Raw genomic sequence first — 16,623 nt, forward strand, 5'->3', positions numbered from 1 at the left:
TTCTTATGGTAAGGCCAAAATCATTATAAATTCATATTTTAGTAAAAAATTTAAATCATGAAAAAAATACTTTGGGGTACTTTATTTTTTTGTGCGTTAATGCTTCCAGGATGTGGTGACGATGATAACAGCACAGCTGTAACAGTTCCAGTAACATCCAACCTTACCATTGACAACCAACCATTTAATGTTAATGGTGCAACAGCATACACTTATGTATTGAATGGCGCTAATGAAGGGCAGTACAACCGAAGGTTCTTCGAAATATCAAAGGGCAACCCACCCGAAAAAATATATGTTTATATAGACACACCTGTAAGTAAATCAACGATAAACGGTACATATATATTTCATATAGATACAATATTCAATAATATGTTTGGCGGTGGAACTTATACAATAGGTGAGCAGGCTTTTAATGGTGCCGGTAATTTTTTACATGTTACCGATAAGGGTAACGGTGTTTACAAACTTGAATTTGAAGATATTGAGTTTGTAAAAGTCTTCACATCTGAGATTAAAACAATCCGCGGTAGTTATGAAGGATATTTTACATTAAAAACCTTTTAAAATCAGCCATGCAATACACAGATAAAATGCTGCGTGACGGAGCACTTCAGGATAAAGTTATAGTAGTTACCGGCGGTGGCAGCGGCCTTGGCAAATCTATGACCAAATATTTCATGGAGCTTGGCGCAAAAGTTGCCATAACATCGCGCGATTTCGAAAAACTACAAAACACTGCTAAAGAGCTTGAGGCCGAAACGGGCGGGCAATGCCTTGCGGTGCAGTGTGATGTGCGCCATTATGATGAGGTGGAAGCTATGCTGAAAGCTGTGCTTGACGGTTATGGAAAAGTTGATGTACTACTGAACAATGCCGCGGGTAACTTCATCTCTCCTACCGAAAGGCTTTCGGCAAATGCGTTTGACACAATCATTGACATTGTGCTGAAAGGCAGCAAGAACTGTACACTGGCATTTGGCAAACACTGGATTGATACCAAACAAAAAAGTAGCACAATCCTGAATATTGTCACTACTTATGCCTGGACGGGCTCTGCCTATGTTGTACCCAGCGCTACAGCAAAGGCCGGAGTTTTAGCTATGACCCGCAGCCTTGCGGTTGAATGGGCTAAATACGGAATCCGCAGTAATGCCATAGCTCCGGGGCCCTTCCCTACCAAAGGTGCATGGGACAGGCTCCTGCCCGGCGACCTGAAGGAAAAATTTGACCTTGCCAAAAAAGTGCCGCTCAAGCGGGTGGGCGACCATCAGGAGCTGGCAAATATTGCAGCATACCTGGTTTCTGACTTTTCATCTTATGTCAACGGCGAAGTTATTACTATAGATGGCGGCGAATGGCTGAAAGGCGCAGGTCAGTTTAATTTACTCGAAGCCATACCGGATGAAATGTGGGACATGCTCGAGGCAATGATAAAGGCTAAGAAGAGTAATTAGAATTTAGCGAGAAGGCACAAGCCAAAAATTGAAATAAACTTTCCGAATTATCGGTTAGGCTGTAATGTGTTAATGAAGTGTTAAACGCTGCACTCCCTATTGTGGAAAAGTTCACTATAATTTCACGGCAGTTTTGCGTAACTTTGACGTTCCAATAAAATTTCTCAAAAACACAATGCCGAGTATCATACAGCTCCTTCCGGATCATGTTGCCAACCAGATTGCCGCCGGTGAAGTAGTACAGCGGCCGGCTTCGGTTGTGAAGGAACTCCTTGAAAACGCGGTAGATGCGAAAGCTACAGAGATAAAACTCATTGTAAAAGATGCCGGCAAGACCCTTATTCAGGTTATTGATAACGGCATCGGCATGAACGTTACCGATGCCCGCATGTGCTTTGAGCGCCATGCCACTTCAAAAATCCGAATTGCCGAAGACCTTTTCTCCTTGCATACCAAGGGTTTCCGTGGCGAAGCACTAGCGAGTATTGCGGCCATTGCCCATGTTGAAATGAAGACACGGCAGGCCGATGAAGAGCTTGGCACCCATATTATTATCGAAGGCAGTAAATTCGTTTCTCAGGATGTGGCAGTACTGCCAAAAGGAACATCTTTTGCTGTTAAGTCGCTGTTTTTCAATATACCTGCACGTCGTAATTTCTTAAAAAGCGATACGGTGGAGTTCCGCCATGTGATTGATGAATTTGAGCGTGTGGCACTCGCGCACCCTAACATCGCTTTTATACTGTACCACAATGGCAGTGAGATGTTTAACCTGCCTTCGGGTAACAGCCGCCAGCGCATTGTAGGCATCTTTGGCGGGCGCACCAACGAAAAGCTTGTTCCTGTAAATGAAACAACTGAAATCGTTGGTATCACGGGGTTTGTCTGCAAGCCGGAGTTTGCCAAAAAAACCGTGGCGAGCAGTTCTTTTTCGTGAATAACCGTTTTATAAAAAGCGGCTATCTGCATCATGCGGTGATGGCTGCTTATGAAGGTTTACTGAAAGATGGCTGCCAGCCGGGGTATTTCCTGTTTCTTGATGTCCCGCCCAATACCATCGATATTAATATACACCCTACCAAAACCGAGATAAAATTTGATGATGAGCACGCGCTTTACGCGATACTCCGTTCAGCGATAAAACATAGCCTTGGGCAGTTTAATGTAGCGCCGGTGCTTGATTTTGATCGTGACGCAAACCTTGACACCCCCTACAGCTATGAACAGCGCGAGGCTGTTATTCCGGGAGTGGTGGTTGACAGGTCTTTTAACCCGTTTGCTGAAGATAAACCGGCTAAGGCAGGGTCAGGGTCATTTGCTGCGCCATCGTTCCGCAGAAGTGAAAAAATGCCGTCTTGGGAAAGTCTCTACACAGGCCTTCCTGCTTCGGAAGAGGTCGCCGTCATGAACTTTGAGTCGGATGAAGTCACAGGTTCTCTTTTCAACGATAATGATGTGGAGCAGGTTGTTCACAAAACCTACCAAATCCATAAAAAATACATTGTAAGCCCAATAAAATCGGGCATGGTCATCATTGACCAGAAGCGTGCCCACCAACGGATTTTGTATGAGCAGTTCCTTACCAACATTACCATTAAGCATGCCGCCAGCCAGCAATTGCTGTTCCCGCTGATGCTGTACTATAACCAGAGCGAACTCGACCTGCTGCGTGAAATGCGTGAGGCCCTTGAAAATACAGGCTTTGTATTTGCCGAGTTCAACCATGACCATGTGGTGGTATCAGGCCTTCCGGTAAATGTTGCCGAGAGCGAAGTATCAATTTTACTTGAAGAGCTTATAAATGACCTACAGCAGGAGGTGCCGGACAGCAGCTTTAGCCAAAGTGACAGTATAGCCAAGAGCATGGCACGCAGCCTGGCGGTAAAAACCGGCACACAAATGACTGAAAAAGAGCAGGAAGCAATGGTGAATGCCTTGTTTGCCTGCAAAGAACCCGATGTTTCACCATTCCACAAGCCTACGTTTATTACAGTAAGCGTGGAAGATTTAGATAAACGTTTTGCTATATGAACATGAGAATAAGTGATGCTGTTAAGCATCTGATTATCATAAATATTATATTTTTTATAGGCAGTCAGGTTTTAGGCAGGCCTGCCACTGATTACCTTGCGCTGCATATGCCGCAAAGTGAGCATTTCCAGATTTGGCAGCTGTTTACGCATATGTTCATGCACGGAAATATCATGCACATTTTCTTTAATATGTTCGCGTTATTCTCATTCGGGGTAATGCTGGAGCAGTTTTGGGGTAGCAAGAAGTTCATTTTTTTTTACCTTTCATGCGGTATTGGCGCGGCAGCATTGCATTTAGGGGTTTCTTATTTTGAGCTTCAGAATGTTCTTGAAGGAGCTGCTAGCCTTAACCTCTCATCGTCAGAGCTGCATCAGATATTAAATGCTACGGTAGCGGATGATACACATTACAGGCCCGATTTATTCCTGAATGAAATAAAGCCTATTCTCGAGAATGCTAAAGTGAAGGAAGTTACGCAGGAGCATTTTGACTCGCTGTTCTCTGCTGCGAGGATAACGCAAATCCCCATGGTTGGTGCATCAGGAGCAATATATGGTATACTGGTTGCGTTTGCCTTCTTAGTGCCTAATGCCGAATTGATGCTGATGTTTATACCGGTGCCTATTAAAGCCAAATACTTTGTACCGGGACTTTTACTGATAGATTTATTCCTGGGGTTAAAAGGCCAGTCTATATTTGGCAGCGGAAGCACAGGTGTGGCTCACTTTGCACATCTTGGCGGGGCGCTCATCGGCTTTATCATGATGTGGTACTGGAAGAAAAGCCAGTTTAATAACAATCGCTGGAATTAAATGGGAATCTTAGACGAACTGAAATCGGAATATAAATTTGGTGGTATCGTCCAGAGGCTGATTTTCTGGAACGTTGGGTTGTTTGTAATCCCGATGATCATATTCAGCATACTCAAACTCAGCGGAATTTACCTGCCCGAATTTGACTGGACATTAGGCTCTACGCAAAACTGGTTTGCACTTTCCAGCGAGTTTACAGACCTGTGGAAAATGTGGACGCTCATTACGTATGCATTCCTGCACCACGACTTCTTTCATTTACTCTTCAATATGCTGATGCTGTTCTTTGCGGGGCGCGTATTCCTTACTTTCTTTACACAAAAGCAGCTATTTGGCGTTTACATTCAATCAGCTATAATTGCCGGCCTTATGTTTATAATAGGCTATTCAACCATCCCTGCGCTTACAAATGTTTCAGCAGCAATGGTTGGCGCTTCAGCTTCAATCATGGCTATTCTTGTTGCCGCAGCTACCTGTGCACCGCAATACTCTGTAAGGCTGATGCTTATCGGGACGGTAAAGCTATGGCATATTGCATTGGGCCTGGTGGTGATAGACCTCATCTATATCTCTGCAGAAAACACAGGCGGCCACATTGCACATCTTGCCGGGGCGTTGTATGGATTTATCTATATAAAGCTTTTGCAAAACGGCACTGATATGACCAAAAGCATTGTTGGATTCCAGACATTTGTTGAAAACCTTTTCAAACCAAAGAAAAAGACACCATTTAAGGCCGTTCACCGTAACCCTGCTACTACAGCCCGCACCACGGTAAAAAAGGAAAAAGACATCACCCAGAAGCAGATTGATGACATTCTCGATAAGATAAGCAAATCGGGGTATGACAGCCTTACAAAAGCCGAAAAAGATTTTCTTTTCAGGGCAGGGAAGTAATAAATTTATCTTTAGATTTGAGATGGCAATGCCAATCACCGTATGAAAAAGCTGTCGTGGTTTAATAAGTTAATGTTTGTGCTCAATATGGTGCTTACTGTATTGACATTTGTTGCTTATATACTGCCCTTCCTGGCGCCGAAGCTCTTCCCTTTCCTCTCGGTACTTACACTGGTTTTACCGCTTATGCTGGTGCTTAACTTCGCCTTTTTTCTGTATTGGCTGCTGCAGTTAAAAAGGCAGATGCTGCTGTCAGGGATTGTACTGCTGCTCGGAATCACGTTCATCAACAAATTCTATAAATTCGGAGGGACAAACCTGCCTGAAGAAAACCGTGATTTCACGCTGATGAGCTATAATGTGCGGCTGTTCAACCTGTATGAGTGGCTTCCGCGCAAAGATGTGCCTGACAGTATCGTGGCATTTGTAAAAGAGCAGCACCCTGATATACTGTGCCTTCAGGAATACACCCCAATTAAAAGGGTACAATTTAAGCAGTACAAGCACCGTTTTATTTTTACTAATGATTATAAAAGCGGTAAATTCGGGCAGGCTATTTACTCGAAATTCCCTATCATAAACAGCGGGCATATACCTTTCCCGAAGACTGATAACCATGCTATCTTTGCCGACATTAAGAAAGGGAAAGATACAATCCGGGTATACAGCATGCACCTCCAATCAATACGCATTACGCCCGACATACATGAAAGACTTGATGAAGAGCGGTCGCGCGTGATATTTAACCGCATGAGCAAAGCTTTTAAAGAGCAGCAGCTTCAGGCAGAAATTGTAGAGAAACATAAAGCCGAGTGTACCTACCCCATGATTATTTGCGGTGACCTCAACAACAGCGCATTCTCTTACGTTTATCGCAGTGTTAAAGGCAAAATGAATGATGCTTTTGAGGAAGCAGGCAGCGGTTTTGGCAAATCATATAACTTCAAATACTATCCGGCACGTATTGACTATATCTTTACCGCTAAAGAGATTGAAGTGAAGCAATACACCACGTTTAAAAATTTCGTCAATTCTGACCATTTCCCGGTGATGACCCGCCTGGCTTTTGAAGAAAAAGAAGAATAGTTACTGCGTTTGCCTCTTAAGGTAATCAAGTGCGTAACGACCTTCATTGAACAGCAGGTCGAGTATGCTAAGGTTATTGATGAACCCGTGCTTATCACCAAAAACCTGAGTGTAAGGTTCAAATTCTGATGTGTCTTTCTTTCCGTTGGCGAGGTGGCGAAGGTCTTCCACTCCGCTTACTTCATGGAAGTACTCTTCCGTCTTATCATAGTTTAGTGGCATACCCAAACATTCAGATACAATATCCAGTATCTTGAAGTTTAAGTCCATCATGAAGGTATGCTTTTGCTCAAATACAGGGCGTATATCGTCTTCAAAATACTCAAAGAAGGGTGAAGTACGGTAAGCAGCTTCCAGTGACTTAAAGTGCTGTTTCTGCCAGTCAAACGCATCCTCAATTTTGGTGTCTTTAAACTTATGGTGTGCCGTTTTGGTATGCTTTACCGGGATGTTTAGCAGCTGTATACCGTTCGGGCTATAAATGTACATCCTGTTGCGGTTGGTCTGCTTCTGGAAATTATCTTCAACTTCGAAAGTGACGGAATCAGCTTTCGAAAGAGCCACAAAGTGGCTCACCGATGGAAAATACGTCGGATGTATCAGAATACCCATTACGCTTTAGGTTCCTTTCTCTTTTTGTATTGCGAATACCCGAAGTACACAGCCAGCGCCCCCACAAAATACCAAAAATATGAAGTTGGTTCATCATCTCCGCCTACCGTTGTAAACAGCCTGTCCCAACGTACTTTTTTGGTGATATTAAACCAAGACTCATTTTGGTCAAGGCTCATCCATACAAAGGTTGGTTTTCCAACAATATGGTCTTGGGGTACAAATCCCCAGAAACGGCTATCTTCAGAGCGGTGGCGGTTGTCACCCATCATAAAGAAATAATCTTGTTTAAAAGTATATGAGTCAGTTGCTTTACCGTTAATAATAATCTGACCGTTCTCAACTTTCAGGGTGTTATGCTCATATTCTTCAATAGCTTTTTTGTAAAGCGGAAGATTTTGCAGTGTCAGCTTAACCGATTTATCACGGCCGGGGATTAGGAATGGGCCCATATTATCCTGATTCCATGTGGCAACCTGCCCAAACACCGGCTGCGGCCTTTTCTCGATATAGCGTACAACCGAATCAATACCAGTCGTTGCTCTGATTTTTTCAGCGCCATCAAGCGTCAGGTTTACTGTTACAACAGGCTCTGCAACTTCCTGCACAGGAATCTGGTACTGTTGAAGCATAGCCGTTGGCAGCCCACGCTCTGATGTACGAATAGTGATACTGCCATCTGCATTTTGCTGGCTTGACGATACGTAAGGTGTAAGGGCTTGTGCCTGCTCTTGAGTGAGGTTACTCACTACAAACGAACGGAAAAACTCTGTAGAGCCTGCCTGCTGGATAAGTGCAGGAGACACGCCGGTTTTTGAGTAAATAGTATGCATGTACTGCGGCCTTGCCCTGCCACTAAGCTTCAGTTCTTTACCATTGATGAACACAATGCCATCACGAAGTTCAAATGTATCGCCTGGTGTACCTACGCAGCGCTTTACGTAATTTGATTTTTTGTCTATAGGCTTACGAAGACCTACTGCAGAAGCATCAAAAAATTTGGTTACGGTATCAGCAGGCCAGTTAAATACTACAATGTCATTCTTCTCCACGCTTTCAAAACCCGGAAACCTGAAATAAGGCAACTGCGGCCACTTGCTGTATGAACGCTTATTGATTACAGGTATGGTGTCATGCACCATTGGCGCGGCGACTGTAGTCATAGGTGTACGCGGACCGTAATGCAGTTTGCTCACAAACAGGAAATCTCCAACGAGTAAAGTCTTTTCTAATGATGAAGATGGTATATTGAACGGCTGCATTATATAAGTATGCACGATAGTTGCCACAACAATAGCGAATAGCAGTGAGCTAAGTGTGTCTCCGCCTTTTGTAGATGCTTTCAGTTCGCGTTCCGGCCTGTACTGTACATCTTCAAAATAATTGATGTAGTAAATGTAAAAACCCAGTGTAACAACACCCAGAATGGTATCGGTAGTTGATGTTTTCCCGAAGCTGCGAAGGGTTTCAACCCAAACAACGGGGAACATGATAAGGTTAACAATAGGGATGAAAAGCAAAACTGTCCACCAAGTTGAGCGGTTGATGATGCGCATAAGTACCACGGCATTGTATACCGGTACTGCAGCTTCCCAGGGTTTACGCCCGGCTTTGTGATACAGTTTCCAGGTGCCTAAAAAATGAATAACCTGTACTGCCAGGAAAAATATAAACCATTGTGTAAGTGTCATTGCTGTATAATTTTCAGTATATGTAGCTTTTAATCAGGATTTGTTACGAGAGGCCCAAAACGTCTTTCATGCTGTAAACGCCTTTTTTACCTATAAGCCACTCGGCGGCTATTACCGCGCCAAGGGCAAAACCTTCACGGCTGTGGGCGGTATGCTTAATTTCGATTGAGTCAACATCAGAGTCATACGTTACAGTATGTGTACCCGGTACGCCTTCAACGCGTTTGGCATCTATAAATATCTCATCTTCTTTAGGGTTGCCAATAGCCCAGCTGGAGTAGTCGCTGTGTGCTATAATGTCTTTAGCAAGGGTTATAGCTGTACCGCTCGGGGCATCAAGCTTTTGCGTGTGGTGTACCTCTTCCATTGAAACCTTGTATTGTTTCAGGTGGCCCATCATTTTTGCCAGGTGCGTATTTAATTCAAAAAATATATTCACGCCAAGGCTGAAGTTTGAGCCGTAGATAAAAGCCCCGTTGCGTTGCTCGCAAAGCTCGGCCATATCGTGGTACTTTTCAAGCCAACCTGTTGTTCCGGATATTATTGGGATGTTGCGCTCAAGGCATGCAGTAATGTTTCCAACAGCAGCATCAGGTATACTGAAATCGATGGCGGCATCAGCATCTTCAAGGCCTTCAAACGTATCGGCACTTGCTTTTCTCATCACGATTTCATGGCCGCGTTCCTGTGCAATACGTTCTATCACTTTACCCATTTTTCCGTAACCCAGCAGCGCTATCTTCATATTATTTAAATTGGTAAGTTAACGAGAACCCCATATTATGCTTGTAGTCAATCTGGTTTTGCTGCAGTTGTGGCCTAAAGCTAAGATTCTCATTTACATTAAATTGCGAGAGGTGCGCACTAACATTGGCATCAACAATATTCAGGATATAGAATCCGACCGTTATAAGCATTGAAAGGTCACGGTTGCGCTGATGGAAACGCTGCCCGCGGATAAGCCTGTCACGGTCATTTTGCAAGGCTGCAAGTTCACCTGTTATCGGCCTGCCTGCCAGTGAGTTTTTATAAGCATCACGGTATTCGTGGTACTTATCATTGTTCCAGAAATAGTAATAAAGGCTAAGGCCCATACCACCATATACAATCGGTACTTTCCAGTAATCCTTATTATAAATTTGGCCAAGCCCGGGCACAACTGCCGAATAAAACGCCGCCTTTGACGGTGCGAGCGCATCAAGTTTATAAGGCCTTAGCAGTGTTGAATCCTGCTCAACAACAAGCCCTTCCTCTTTCCCCTCTTCCTGTGCAAAACATGGCGAAGACAGTAAAGCAAATGCAAAACCGAATATGGCAAACAGCTGTTTCACTATCCGTTGATGAGTTTAAGTATCCTGTTGAAATCTTCTTCAGAATGAAATGGTATGGTGATTTTTCCCTTGCCTTTATCATCAACTTTTACATCAACTTTTGCCCCGAAGAAATCCTTAAAGCTCTTCGTGTTAGCCTCTGTAACATTAAATGTAGACGCCCTTTCTTTAGCTTTTGCTGGCTGCGGTTTCAGGCTTTCCTGGTAATTTTTTACGAGGGTTTCTGTTTCGCGAACGGAAAGGTTTCCGCTTACGATTTTCTGGTAGATATCTGCCTGTGCATCATGGTCTTCAATGTTGATGATAGCACGCCCATGGCCCATAGTGATAAACCCATCGCGTATGCCGGTCTGGATTATCGGGTCAAGCTTCAGCAGGCGAAGGTAATTAGCTATGGTTGAGCGCTTTTTGCCCACACGATCGCTCATTTGCTCCTGCGTAAGCTGAACTTCTTCCATAAGCCTTTGATAAGACAGCGCCACCTCAATCGGGTCAAGGTCATGACGTTGAATGTTTTCAACCAGTGCCATTACCAGCGATTCGTTATCGTTGGCTATACGAATGTAAGCCGGAATAGTCTCTAGGCCCGCGAGTTTACTGGCACGAAGCCTGCGCTCACCTGATATAAGCTGGTATTTGTTGTAATCAAGCTTACGTACTGTAATAGGCTGTATTACACCAAGTTCTTTGATAGATGTACTAAGTTCCTGCAGCGCCTCTTCATTAAAATGCGTACGCGGCTGGAATGGGTTTATTTCGATAGCATCAAGTTCAAGCTCTATGATATTGCCTACAACTTTGTCAGCGCCCTTGTCATCAACCGATTTGATGTCATTTTCAGGGTTTTTCAATAAAGCCGACAATCCTCTGCCAAGAGCCTGTTTTTTAATCGCTTTTGTCATGAAACTACTTTACTGTTTTTCTTGATTATTTCTTCGGCAAGGTGCAGGTAATTGGTTGCGCCTTTGCTGGTTGCGTCATAATTTATGATACTCTCGCCATAGCTCGGAGCCTCGCTCAGCTTCACATTTCTTTGTATCACCGTGTTGAAAACCATGTCGTTGAAATGTTTCTGTACCTCTTCAACTACCTGATTGCTAAGGCGTAAGCGTGAATCATACATGGTAAGCAAAAGGCCTTCAATATCTAACGCAGGATTGTGTATTTTCTGTACGCTTTTTATAGTATTTAACAGCTTTCCAAGGCCTTCAAGTGCAAAATATTCACATTGTATCGGGATCACTACAGAGTCGGCTGCAGTAAGCGCATTCAGGGTAAGAAGCCCAAGCGACGGCGCACAGTCAATCAGTATGTAATCGTACTTATCTTTCACGCTTTCAAGAGCTTGCTTCAGCATGTACTCCCTGTTTTCTTTATCAACAAGCTCTATTTCAATGGCTACAAGGTCTATATGTGCAGGGATAACCCACACGTTTGGCGCAGTACATTCAATCGTGGCCTCATCCGGTGTGGCGCTGTGTTCCAAAATCTGGTAAGTACCGGTTTCAACCGACTCCACATCAATACCAAGCCCTGAGCTCGCATTTGCCTGAGGGTCAGCATCTATAAGCAGTACTTTTTTCTCGAGAACACCCAGCGAAGCCGCCAGGTTTACCGATGTTGTTGTTTTTCCCACGCCGCCTTTTTGGTTGGCGATGGCAATGATTTTACCCATTAATCTTTTCGTTTTTCGAATCGTAAAAATACAATTTATTATGGGAACTGAAAGGGGAATTTGTTAACATTCGATATGTCAGGCAACACTTGCAAATCTTTTCTTAAAAGCGGTAAATATGACTCAAATTTAGCTGAATTAAGCTTTACTTTATACAACTGCGAGTGCAGCGTTTAACACTTCTTTAACAACTCCATCTATCGTCAATTAATCGATGAACTGCATCTTTTTGAACGGGTTTTGTAATTATGATTTGGAGAGGTGGCCGTATCTTTGCAAAATAATTTCATCTCAACATTTCTATAATTTAAGAAGCGGTGTTTTCTAACCGTTTTAAAATTAGCGACCGTAAGCGTTCTTCGTGCGCGTCGCCCCAATTCCCGATTGCTGAAATAACCGGTATCAGTGTCTTCCCGAAATCCGTAAGGCTGTACTCGACTTTGAGTGGCACTACAGGATAAATAATCTTTGAAACAAGCTCGTGTTCCTCTAATTCTTTCAGCTGGATATTTAAAACCCTGCGCGAAGCATCGGGTATTTTGCGCTGCAACTCGCTCGGGCGTTTGTGCCCCTGGTCAATAAACCAAAGCAGGCGAATTTTCCATTTTCCGTACAGCACTTCGCCTATAAGGTCAAGGCCGCAATTAAGGTTTGGCAATGTTTTTCTTTCATACATATTACAAAATTAAGCTATATACCAATATGCGCAATAGGGGAAAAATTTATCCCTATCTGAATCATAACTCCGTACTTGTGAGGATGTAACGTACTGCCGAGATTTGTACAAAGAAATTTAAAACATATCACAACATGGATTATCAAAACGAATTATCAGGAAAGATTGCATTAGTAACAGGCGGTACAAAAGGCGCCGGTAGGGCTATGGCCGAAAGGCTGCTGCAAGCCGGTGCAACAGTTATCATCACAGCCAGGAATGCACCCGAAAAAGAGAATGACAAACTGCATTTTATTGCTGCCGATTTAAGTACGGCGGAAGGGTCGCAAAAAGTGGTTAGCGAGGTATTATCAACTTACGGAAGGCTGGACATATTGGTGAACAACCTCGGGTCATCTTCTACACCGGCGGGCGGATTTAGCGTGCTAAGCGATGAAGACTGGATTTCTACCCTGCATGCTAATTTACTGGCGCCTGTTCGTCTCGACAGGGGATTTTTACCGCAAATGATTGAGCGCAAAGAGGGCGTTATCATCCACATTGCCTCTATCCAGGGGAAACTGCCATTGTATGAGTCGACACTGCCATACGCTGCTGCCAAAGCAGGATTGCGAAACTACAGCAAAAGCTTATCCAACGAAGTTACGCCAAAAGGTTTGCGTGTACTCACGGTTTCGCCGGGATGGATCAACACATCAGCATCGGATGCTTGGCTGGGTGAGCTTGCCCGGAATTCCAACAGCACAGTGGAAGAAGCGCAGCAAGGCGTAATGGATGCACTGGGTGGGATACCTTACGGCAGGCCTGCAAAGCCCGAAGAAGTGGCAGAGTTGGTAGGCTTCCTGGTTTCGCCAAGGGCTAACTACTTAACCGGAACCGAATTTGTAATTGACGGCGGAACCGTAAGAACTGTTTAATAACTTAAAAAATAAATAACATGAACTTACCAAAAGTAATAGCAGATCTGGTGGCGGCACAAAATAACTTTGACAGTGCCGACTATGTAAAGTGTTTTTCCGATAATGCAATGGTTCAGGACGAAGGCAAAACCTATAACGGCAAAAAGGAAATCGAAGCTTGGATTGCCGACTCTAACAAGCGATACCGCGCTACAATTAAGCCTCTAAGCTATGAAGAACACGAAAAGGAAAGTATCCTTAAAACGGAAACATCAGGGAATTTCCCCGGCAGCCCGATTGTACTGAATTATCACTTGGTGATAACGGGCGGACTGATACAATCATTAAATTTTACAGTGTAAACAGGAAATGGCTATTTTAGCCATTTTCTTGTTTATTGGGCATAGATGTCAAACTGGCGGCGTGATACTATCAAATGATATTATAAATCATCCTATCAATCAATATTACTTTTTCAAGTTTTACGAATACATATATTTGTTAAAACCTTAAACTATATTATTATGAAAAAAATTTTTCTATTGTTAGTGCTTACAGGATCGTATTGCTACGGGCAATTAACATCGTCCACCCCATATACGATACCTTCAGATTGGGGACCTCCAGTGTTTTATGACAACTTCAACAATCCGACACTGGACACCCAGAAATGGAAAGCTCAAAACGGCGAGAACCGCTGGCTACAGGAGCAAGTTTTTCAACCTGATGAGGTAACTATTAAAGATAATGCCTTGGTACTTAGCATTGACAAAAATCCGGACGGGTTCCTCAATGGCAGTACAAAATTTAAAAATGGTAATGGAAATGTAGCAAAGTATTCTGCGGGGGAAGTGCTTTCAAAGCAGAATTTTATGTATGGCTATTTTGAAGCCAAAATCAAACTACCGTCCGGCAAAGGCACATTCGCTGCATTTTGGCTTTTTCCTAATTATCGCGAGCGGGAAATACATCCAAACAGCGTGGGATTTGGTGGCTTTTATCCCGAAGAAATAGATATCATTGAGCAGGTTTCCATTGAACAAGAAGATCCTTTCGATTATAACCATACTTATTCATCCCATATTTATGATGTTAATATGTTTTGGGATAATCAAGCGTCAAATAAGCCTTATTTTTTTACATCTCTCGGTAGTTGTGGCGACATTGGTGGAAGTTGGCATCGCTACGCCGTTAAATGGGACATCTTTAAACAGGAATTTTTTATTGATGGGGAGTTAGTATATACAATTGATTTATGGAATAGGAATTCACATTCTGAATCAATTAATCTCGTACTCACAAATGCAATAAAAACTAATACATCTGACCCCACTCAAAATCCTGAAGACAATCTTGACGAAAACGATAACATAGAAACTGACAATACAATTATAAACGGTAAAACCGTACTGTTTCCAGATCCCGATACAAATGATATTGAAGATGAAAAGGTACAAGTCGACTGGGTAAAAGTATATCAGCAGAAAAAGTACCAAAATCCGGTTGTTTGGGCGTCGGGCAAGTCTGATAAATTGGGAATATTTAACCTGGAAAAGACCTGGAACAAATTTGACACATTTATTACAGGTAATTTTATCCCTGAAACTAACAACGATGATGATGAGATACTTAGTTTTTCATCTGATGGTTTGAATTCGGCTTTACAAAGATTAACCAACAGGTTAACGATAACCACCAAAGATATAAGGACAAATGATCAAGTTATAAACACCTACAATGATGTGTGGAGCGTTGAAAAACTTGAAGATGAAATTCCTGCTGATGAAATAATTTCGGGATACACACTTAATAATTGGTTTACCCCGGATGCACTTGCCCATACTAATTATGCTGTGGGGAATTTTGACGGTGCCGCAGGAGATGAGTTGTTCCTTTCTAATAAATCAACACTATATGCGGTAATAATTAAATTTGATCCTGACCAGGCACCCGGAAATACGTATAACTACAATGAGCTGTATGTAAATTCAGGCAACAATCAAATTGATGCAATTTCGGGAACAGGTTCTGTTACTTTACCGTTACATACAGACGATAAATTTATTGCAGGAAATTTTAATGGTGGCGCAAATGATAATTTACTATGGATAAACCATAGTAACAATACTATATGGCTCTTAACATATAATACAACTAACAGCCAATGGACACGCATAAACTCAAACAACAAACTAACAACTACAACAAGTACGCAATGGAATCTGAACTCTAATGATGAGTATCTTGCAGAAGATTTTGACGGTGATGGTAAAGACGAACTTTTATGCATCAATAAATTAACAAAGAAGGTCCGCCTGTATGCCTATAGCGCTAACGCGTGGTCTCTTATATGGGATAATAGCACGACAGCTTACCCCAATAAAATTAATGAGTGGGTAATTGGCCTTGGCGATGATTACCTTGCGGGTAAATTTCTTGGTAACGGAAATCAGTTGCTTTGCACTAACAGAGATGGCGGATATGCACATTTGTATGAATTTAACGTTGTTAATGGCATAGTACAATGTAAAACGAAGCAATTAAACGAACAGCCATATAAAATCCCCCAACAATTCAGAATTCTTAAATACAATTTTGCTGACAAGGGAGCTACACCAGCTACTGTAAATTTAAAAACTACCCTGCTGTCTGTTGAAAGGTTCATGTATCCCACATGGACAAAGTACGACACAGTTATTCCTGCCGACAAAGTGCCATGTAAATATCATATTACACTTACATCATTCAATGATCTATTGAGCAATACTGTCTTTTCAAGGCCAGCCAATATAGAGGAAACAGTACAAAACGGTACAGTTTTAAATGAAGCTGATGTTCTAATTTATCCTAACCCCGCAGATAATCTTCTAAATATCCATCTCGGAGAATATACATCAGGATCTTACAAGATTTTTGATATTCTAGGCAAAGAAATTGAAAAGGCTAAATTTGCATCTACAGATAATTTGTTGATATCATTATCACCCAAAATGCAGGAAGGTACATACTCCATCAAATTAAATTATGGGAGCCGTGTAATAACAAAGAAATTTATCATTAAAAGATAGGTTTGGATAATCTATAATCTGATTATTATTAAAAAACCCCACTCTTTCAAGTGGGGTTTCTTATTTATATTAAGCCTGTCCCGCAGGACCGAAACTCAAAGGGATGGCGGGTTGCTCCGTATCGCTGATTTGCCCGTGGGCACTCTCAAAGCGGTGGATGTTTTCCCCCAGTGCCTTCAGCAGGCGCTTGGCATGCTGCGGCGTTAATACGATGCGGCTTTTCACTTTCGCTTTCGGGGTGCCCGGCATGATGCTTACAAAGTCCACTACGAACTCGCTGGCCGAGTGGTTAATGATAGCAAGGTTGCTGTACACGCCCTCGGCAGTTTTCTCATCAATCTCGATGTTTATCTGCCCCGGCTGTTGGTTTTGGTCGCTCATA

The 16,623-nt window shown here is 42.8% G+C and carries 16 protein-coding genes and 1 pseudogene; 9 read left to right on the plus strand and 8 right to left on the minus strand.

Annotated elements, in window-relative coordinates; translation table 11 throughout:
- The first annotated feature begins 57 nt into the window (after positions 1-57).
- From LRS05_RS14285 to LRS05_RS14310, 6 genes and pseudogenes are all read left to right on the plus strand, one after another.
- On the plus strand, positions 58-570 hold the full coding sequence (locus tag LRS05_RS14285) for a hypothetical protein (protein WP_257868939.1): 513 nt from the start codon (positions 58-60) through the stop codon (positions 568-570).
- A gap of 8 nt (positions 571-578) precedes the next feature.
- Positions 579-1,460, plus strand: a complete 882-nt coding sequence (locus tag LRS05_RS14290) for an SDR family oxidoreductase (protein ID WP_257868940.1) — start codon at positions 579-581, stop codon at positions 1,458-1,460.
- Positions 1,461-1,635: 175 nt separating this feature from the next.
- Positions 1,636-3,491 (plus strand): annotated as a pseudogene (gene mutL / locus LRS05_RS14295) (DNA mismatch repair endonuclease MutL).
- The gene (locus LRS05_RS14300; protein WP_308224938.1) at positions 3,488-4,306 is read left to right on the plus strand and encodes a rhomboid family intramembrane serine protease; all 819 of its coding nucleotides are present in this window, start codon (positions 3,488-3,490) and stop codon (positions 4,304-4,306) included. The pseudogene mutL and the gene LRS05_RS14300 overlap by 4 nt, the downstream one beginning before the upstream one ends.
- Positions 4,307-5,203: a rhomboid family intramembrane serine protease gene (locus LRS05_RS14305; protein WP_257868941.1), complete on the plus strand. Its 897-nt coding sequence runs from the start codon at positions 4,307-4,309 to the stop codon at positions 5,201-5,203.
- A gap of 42 nt (positions 5,204-5,245) precedes the next feature.
- The gene (locus LRS05_RS14310; protein ID WP_257868942.1) at positions 5,246-6,289 is read left to right on the plus strand and encodes an endonuclease/exonuclease/phosphatase family protein; all 1,044 of its coding nucleotides are present in this window, start codon (positions 5,246-5,248) and stop codon (positions 6,287-6,289) included.
- Here LRS05_RS14310 and LRS05_RS14315 read toward each other — a convergent pair whose 3' ends face one another.
- From LRS05_RS14315 to LRS05_RS14345, 7 genes are all read right to left on the minus strand, one after another.
- Positions 6,290-6,901, minus strand: a complete 612-nt coding sequence (locus tag LRS05_RS14315) for a WbqC family protein (protein WP_257868943.1) — start codon at positions 6,899-6,901, stop codon at positions 6,290-6,292.
- Positions 6,901-8,592, minus strand: a complete 1,692-nt coding sequence (lepB, locus tag LRS05_RS14320; RefSeq protein ID WP_257868944.1) for a signal peptidase I — start codon at positions 8,590-8,592, stop codon at positions 6,901-6,903. The genes LRS05_RS14315 and lepB overlap by 1 nt, the downstream gene beginning before the upstream one ends.
- A 43-nt stretch (positions 8,593-8,635) precedes the next feature.
- Positions 8,636-9,337 carry a 4-hydroxy-tetrahydrodipicolinate reductase gene (gene dapB, locus LRS05_RS14325; protein WP_257868945.1) on the minus strand — a complete coding sequence of 234 codons (702 nt, stop codon included), beginning with the start codon at positions 9,335-9,337 and terminating at the stop codon, positions 8,636-8,638.
- A 1-nt stretch (position 9,338) separates the two neighbouring features.
- Positions 9,339-9,923, minus strand: a complete 585-nt coding sequence (locus LRS05_RS14330) for a DUF5683 domain-containing protein (protein WP_308224940.1) — start codon at positions 9,921-9,923, stop codon at positions 9,339-9,341.
- A complete protein-coding gene (locus LRS05_RS14335; RefSeq protein WP_257868946.1) occupies positions 9,923-10,825 on the minus strand; it encodes a ParB/RepB/Spo0J family partition protein in 903 nt (300 codons plus the stop codon). Before LRS05_RS14335 ends, LRS05_RS14330 begins: the two co-directional genes overlap by 1 nt.
- Entirely contained in the window at positions 10,822-11,598 is a 777-nt protein-coding gene (locus LRS05_RS14340) for a ParA family protein (RefSeq protein ID WP_257868947.1), read from the minus strand. The genes LRS05_RS14335 and LRS05_RS14340 overlap by 4 nt, the downstream gene beginning before the upstream one ends.
- A gap of 307 nt (positions 11,599-11,905) precedes the next feature.
- Positions 11,906-12,274: a helix-turn-helix domain-containing protein gene (locus tag LRS05_RS14345; protein ID WP_257868948.1), complete on the minus strand. Its 369-nt coding sequence runs from the start codon at positions 12,272-12,274 to the stop codon at positions 11,906-11,908.
- Between the two features lie 134 nt (positions 12,275-12,408).
- On the opposite strand from LRS05_RS14345, the gene LRS05_RS14350 reads away from it, so the two are divergent.
- The 3 genes from LRS05_RS14350 to LRS05_RS14360 all read left to right on the plus strand — a co-directional run bounded on the left by LRS05_RS14350 (position 12,409) and on the right by LRS05_RS14360 (position 16,241).
- Positions 12,409-13,191 carry an SDR family oxidoreductase gene (locus LRS05_RS14350; protein WP_257868949.1) on the plus strand — a complete coding sequence of 261 codons (783 nt, stop codon included), beginning with the start codon at positions 12,409-12,411 and terminating at the stop codon, positions 13,189-13,191.
- A 20-nt stretch (positions 13,192-13,211) separates the two neighbouring features.
- Positions 13,212-13,535, plus strand: coding sequence for a nuclear transport factor 2 family protein (locus LRS05_RS14355; protein ID WP_257868950.1), 324 nt, complete (start codon positions 13,212-13,214; stop codon positions 13,533-13,535).
- A 162-nt stretch (positions 13,536-13,697) separates the two neighbouring features.
- A complete protein-coding gene (locus LRS05_RS14360) occupies positions 13,698-16,241 on the plus strand; it encodes a family 16 glycosylhydrolase (RefSeq protein ID WP_257868951.1) in 2,544 nt (847 codons plus the stop codon).
- Between the two features lie 69 nt (positions 16,242-16,310).
- Here LRS05_RS14360 and LRS05_RS14365 read toward each other — a convergent pair whose 3' ends face one another.
- A complete protein-coding gene (locus LRS05_RS14365; protein ID WP_257868952.1) occupies positions 16,311-16,622 on the minus strand; it encodes a DUF3467 domain-containing protein in 312 nt (103 codons plus the stop codon).
- Position 16,623: the final 1 nt, after the last annotated feature.

Source organism: Flavobacterium sp. J372, assembly GCF_024699965.1.
In the GTDB taxonomy this organism is placed as follows: domain Bacteria; phylum Bacteroidota; class Bacteroidia; order Flavobacteriales; family Flavobacteriaceae; genus Flavobacterium.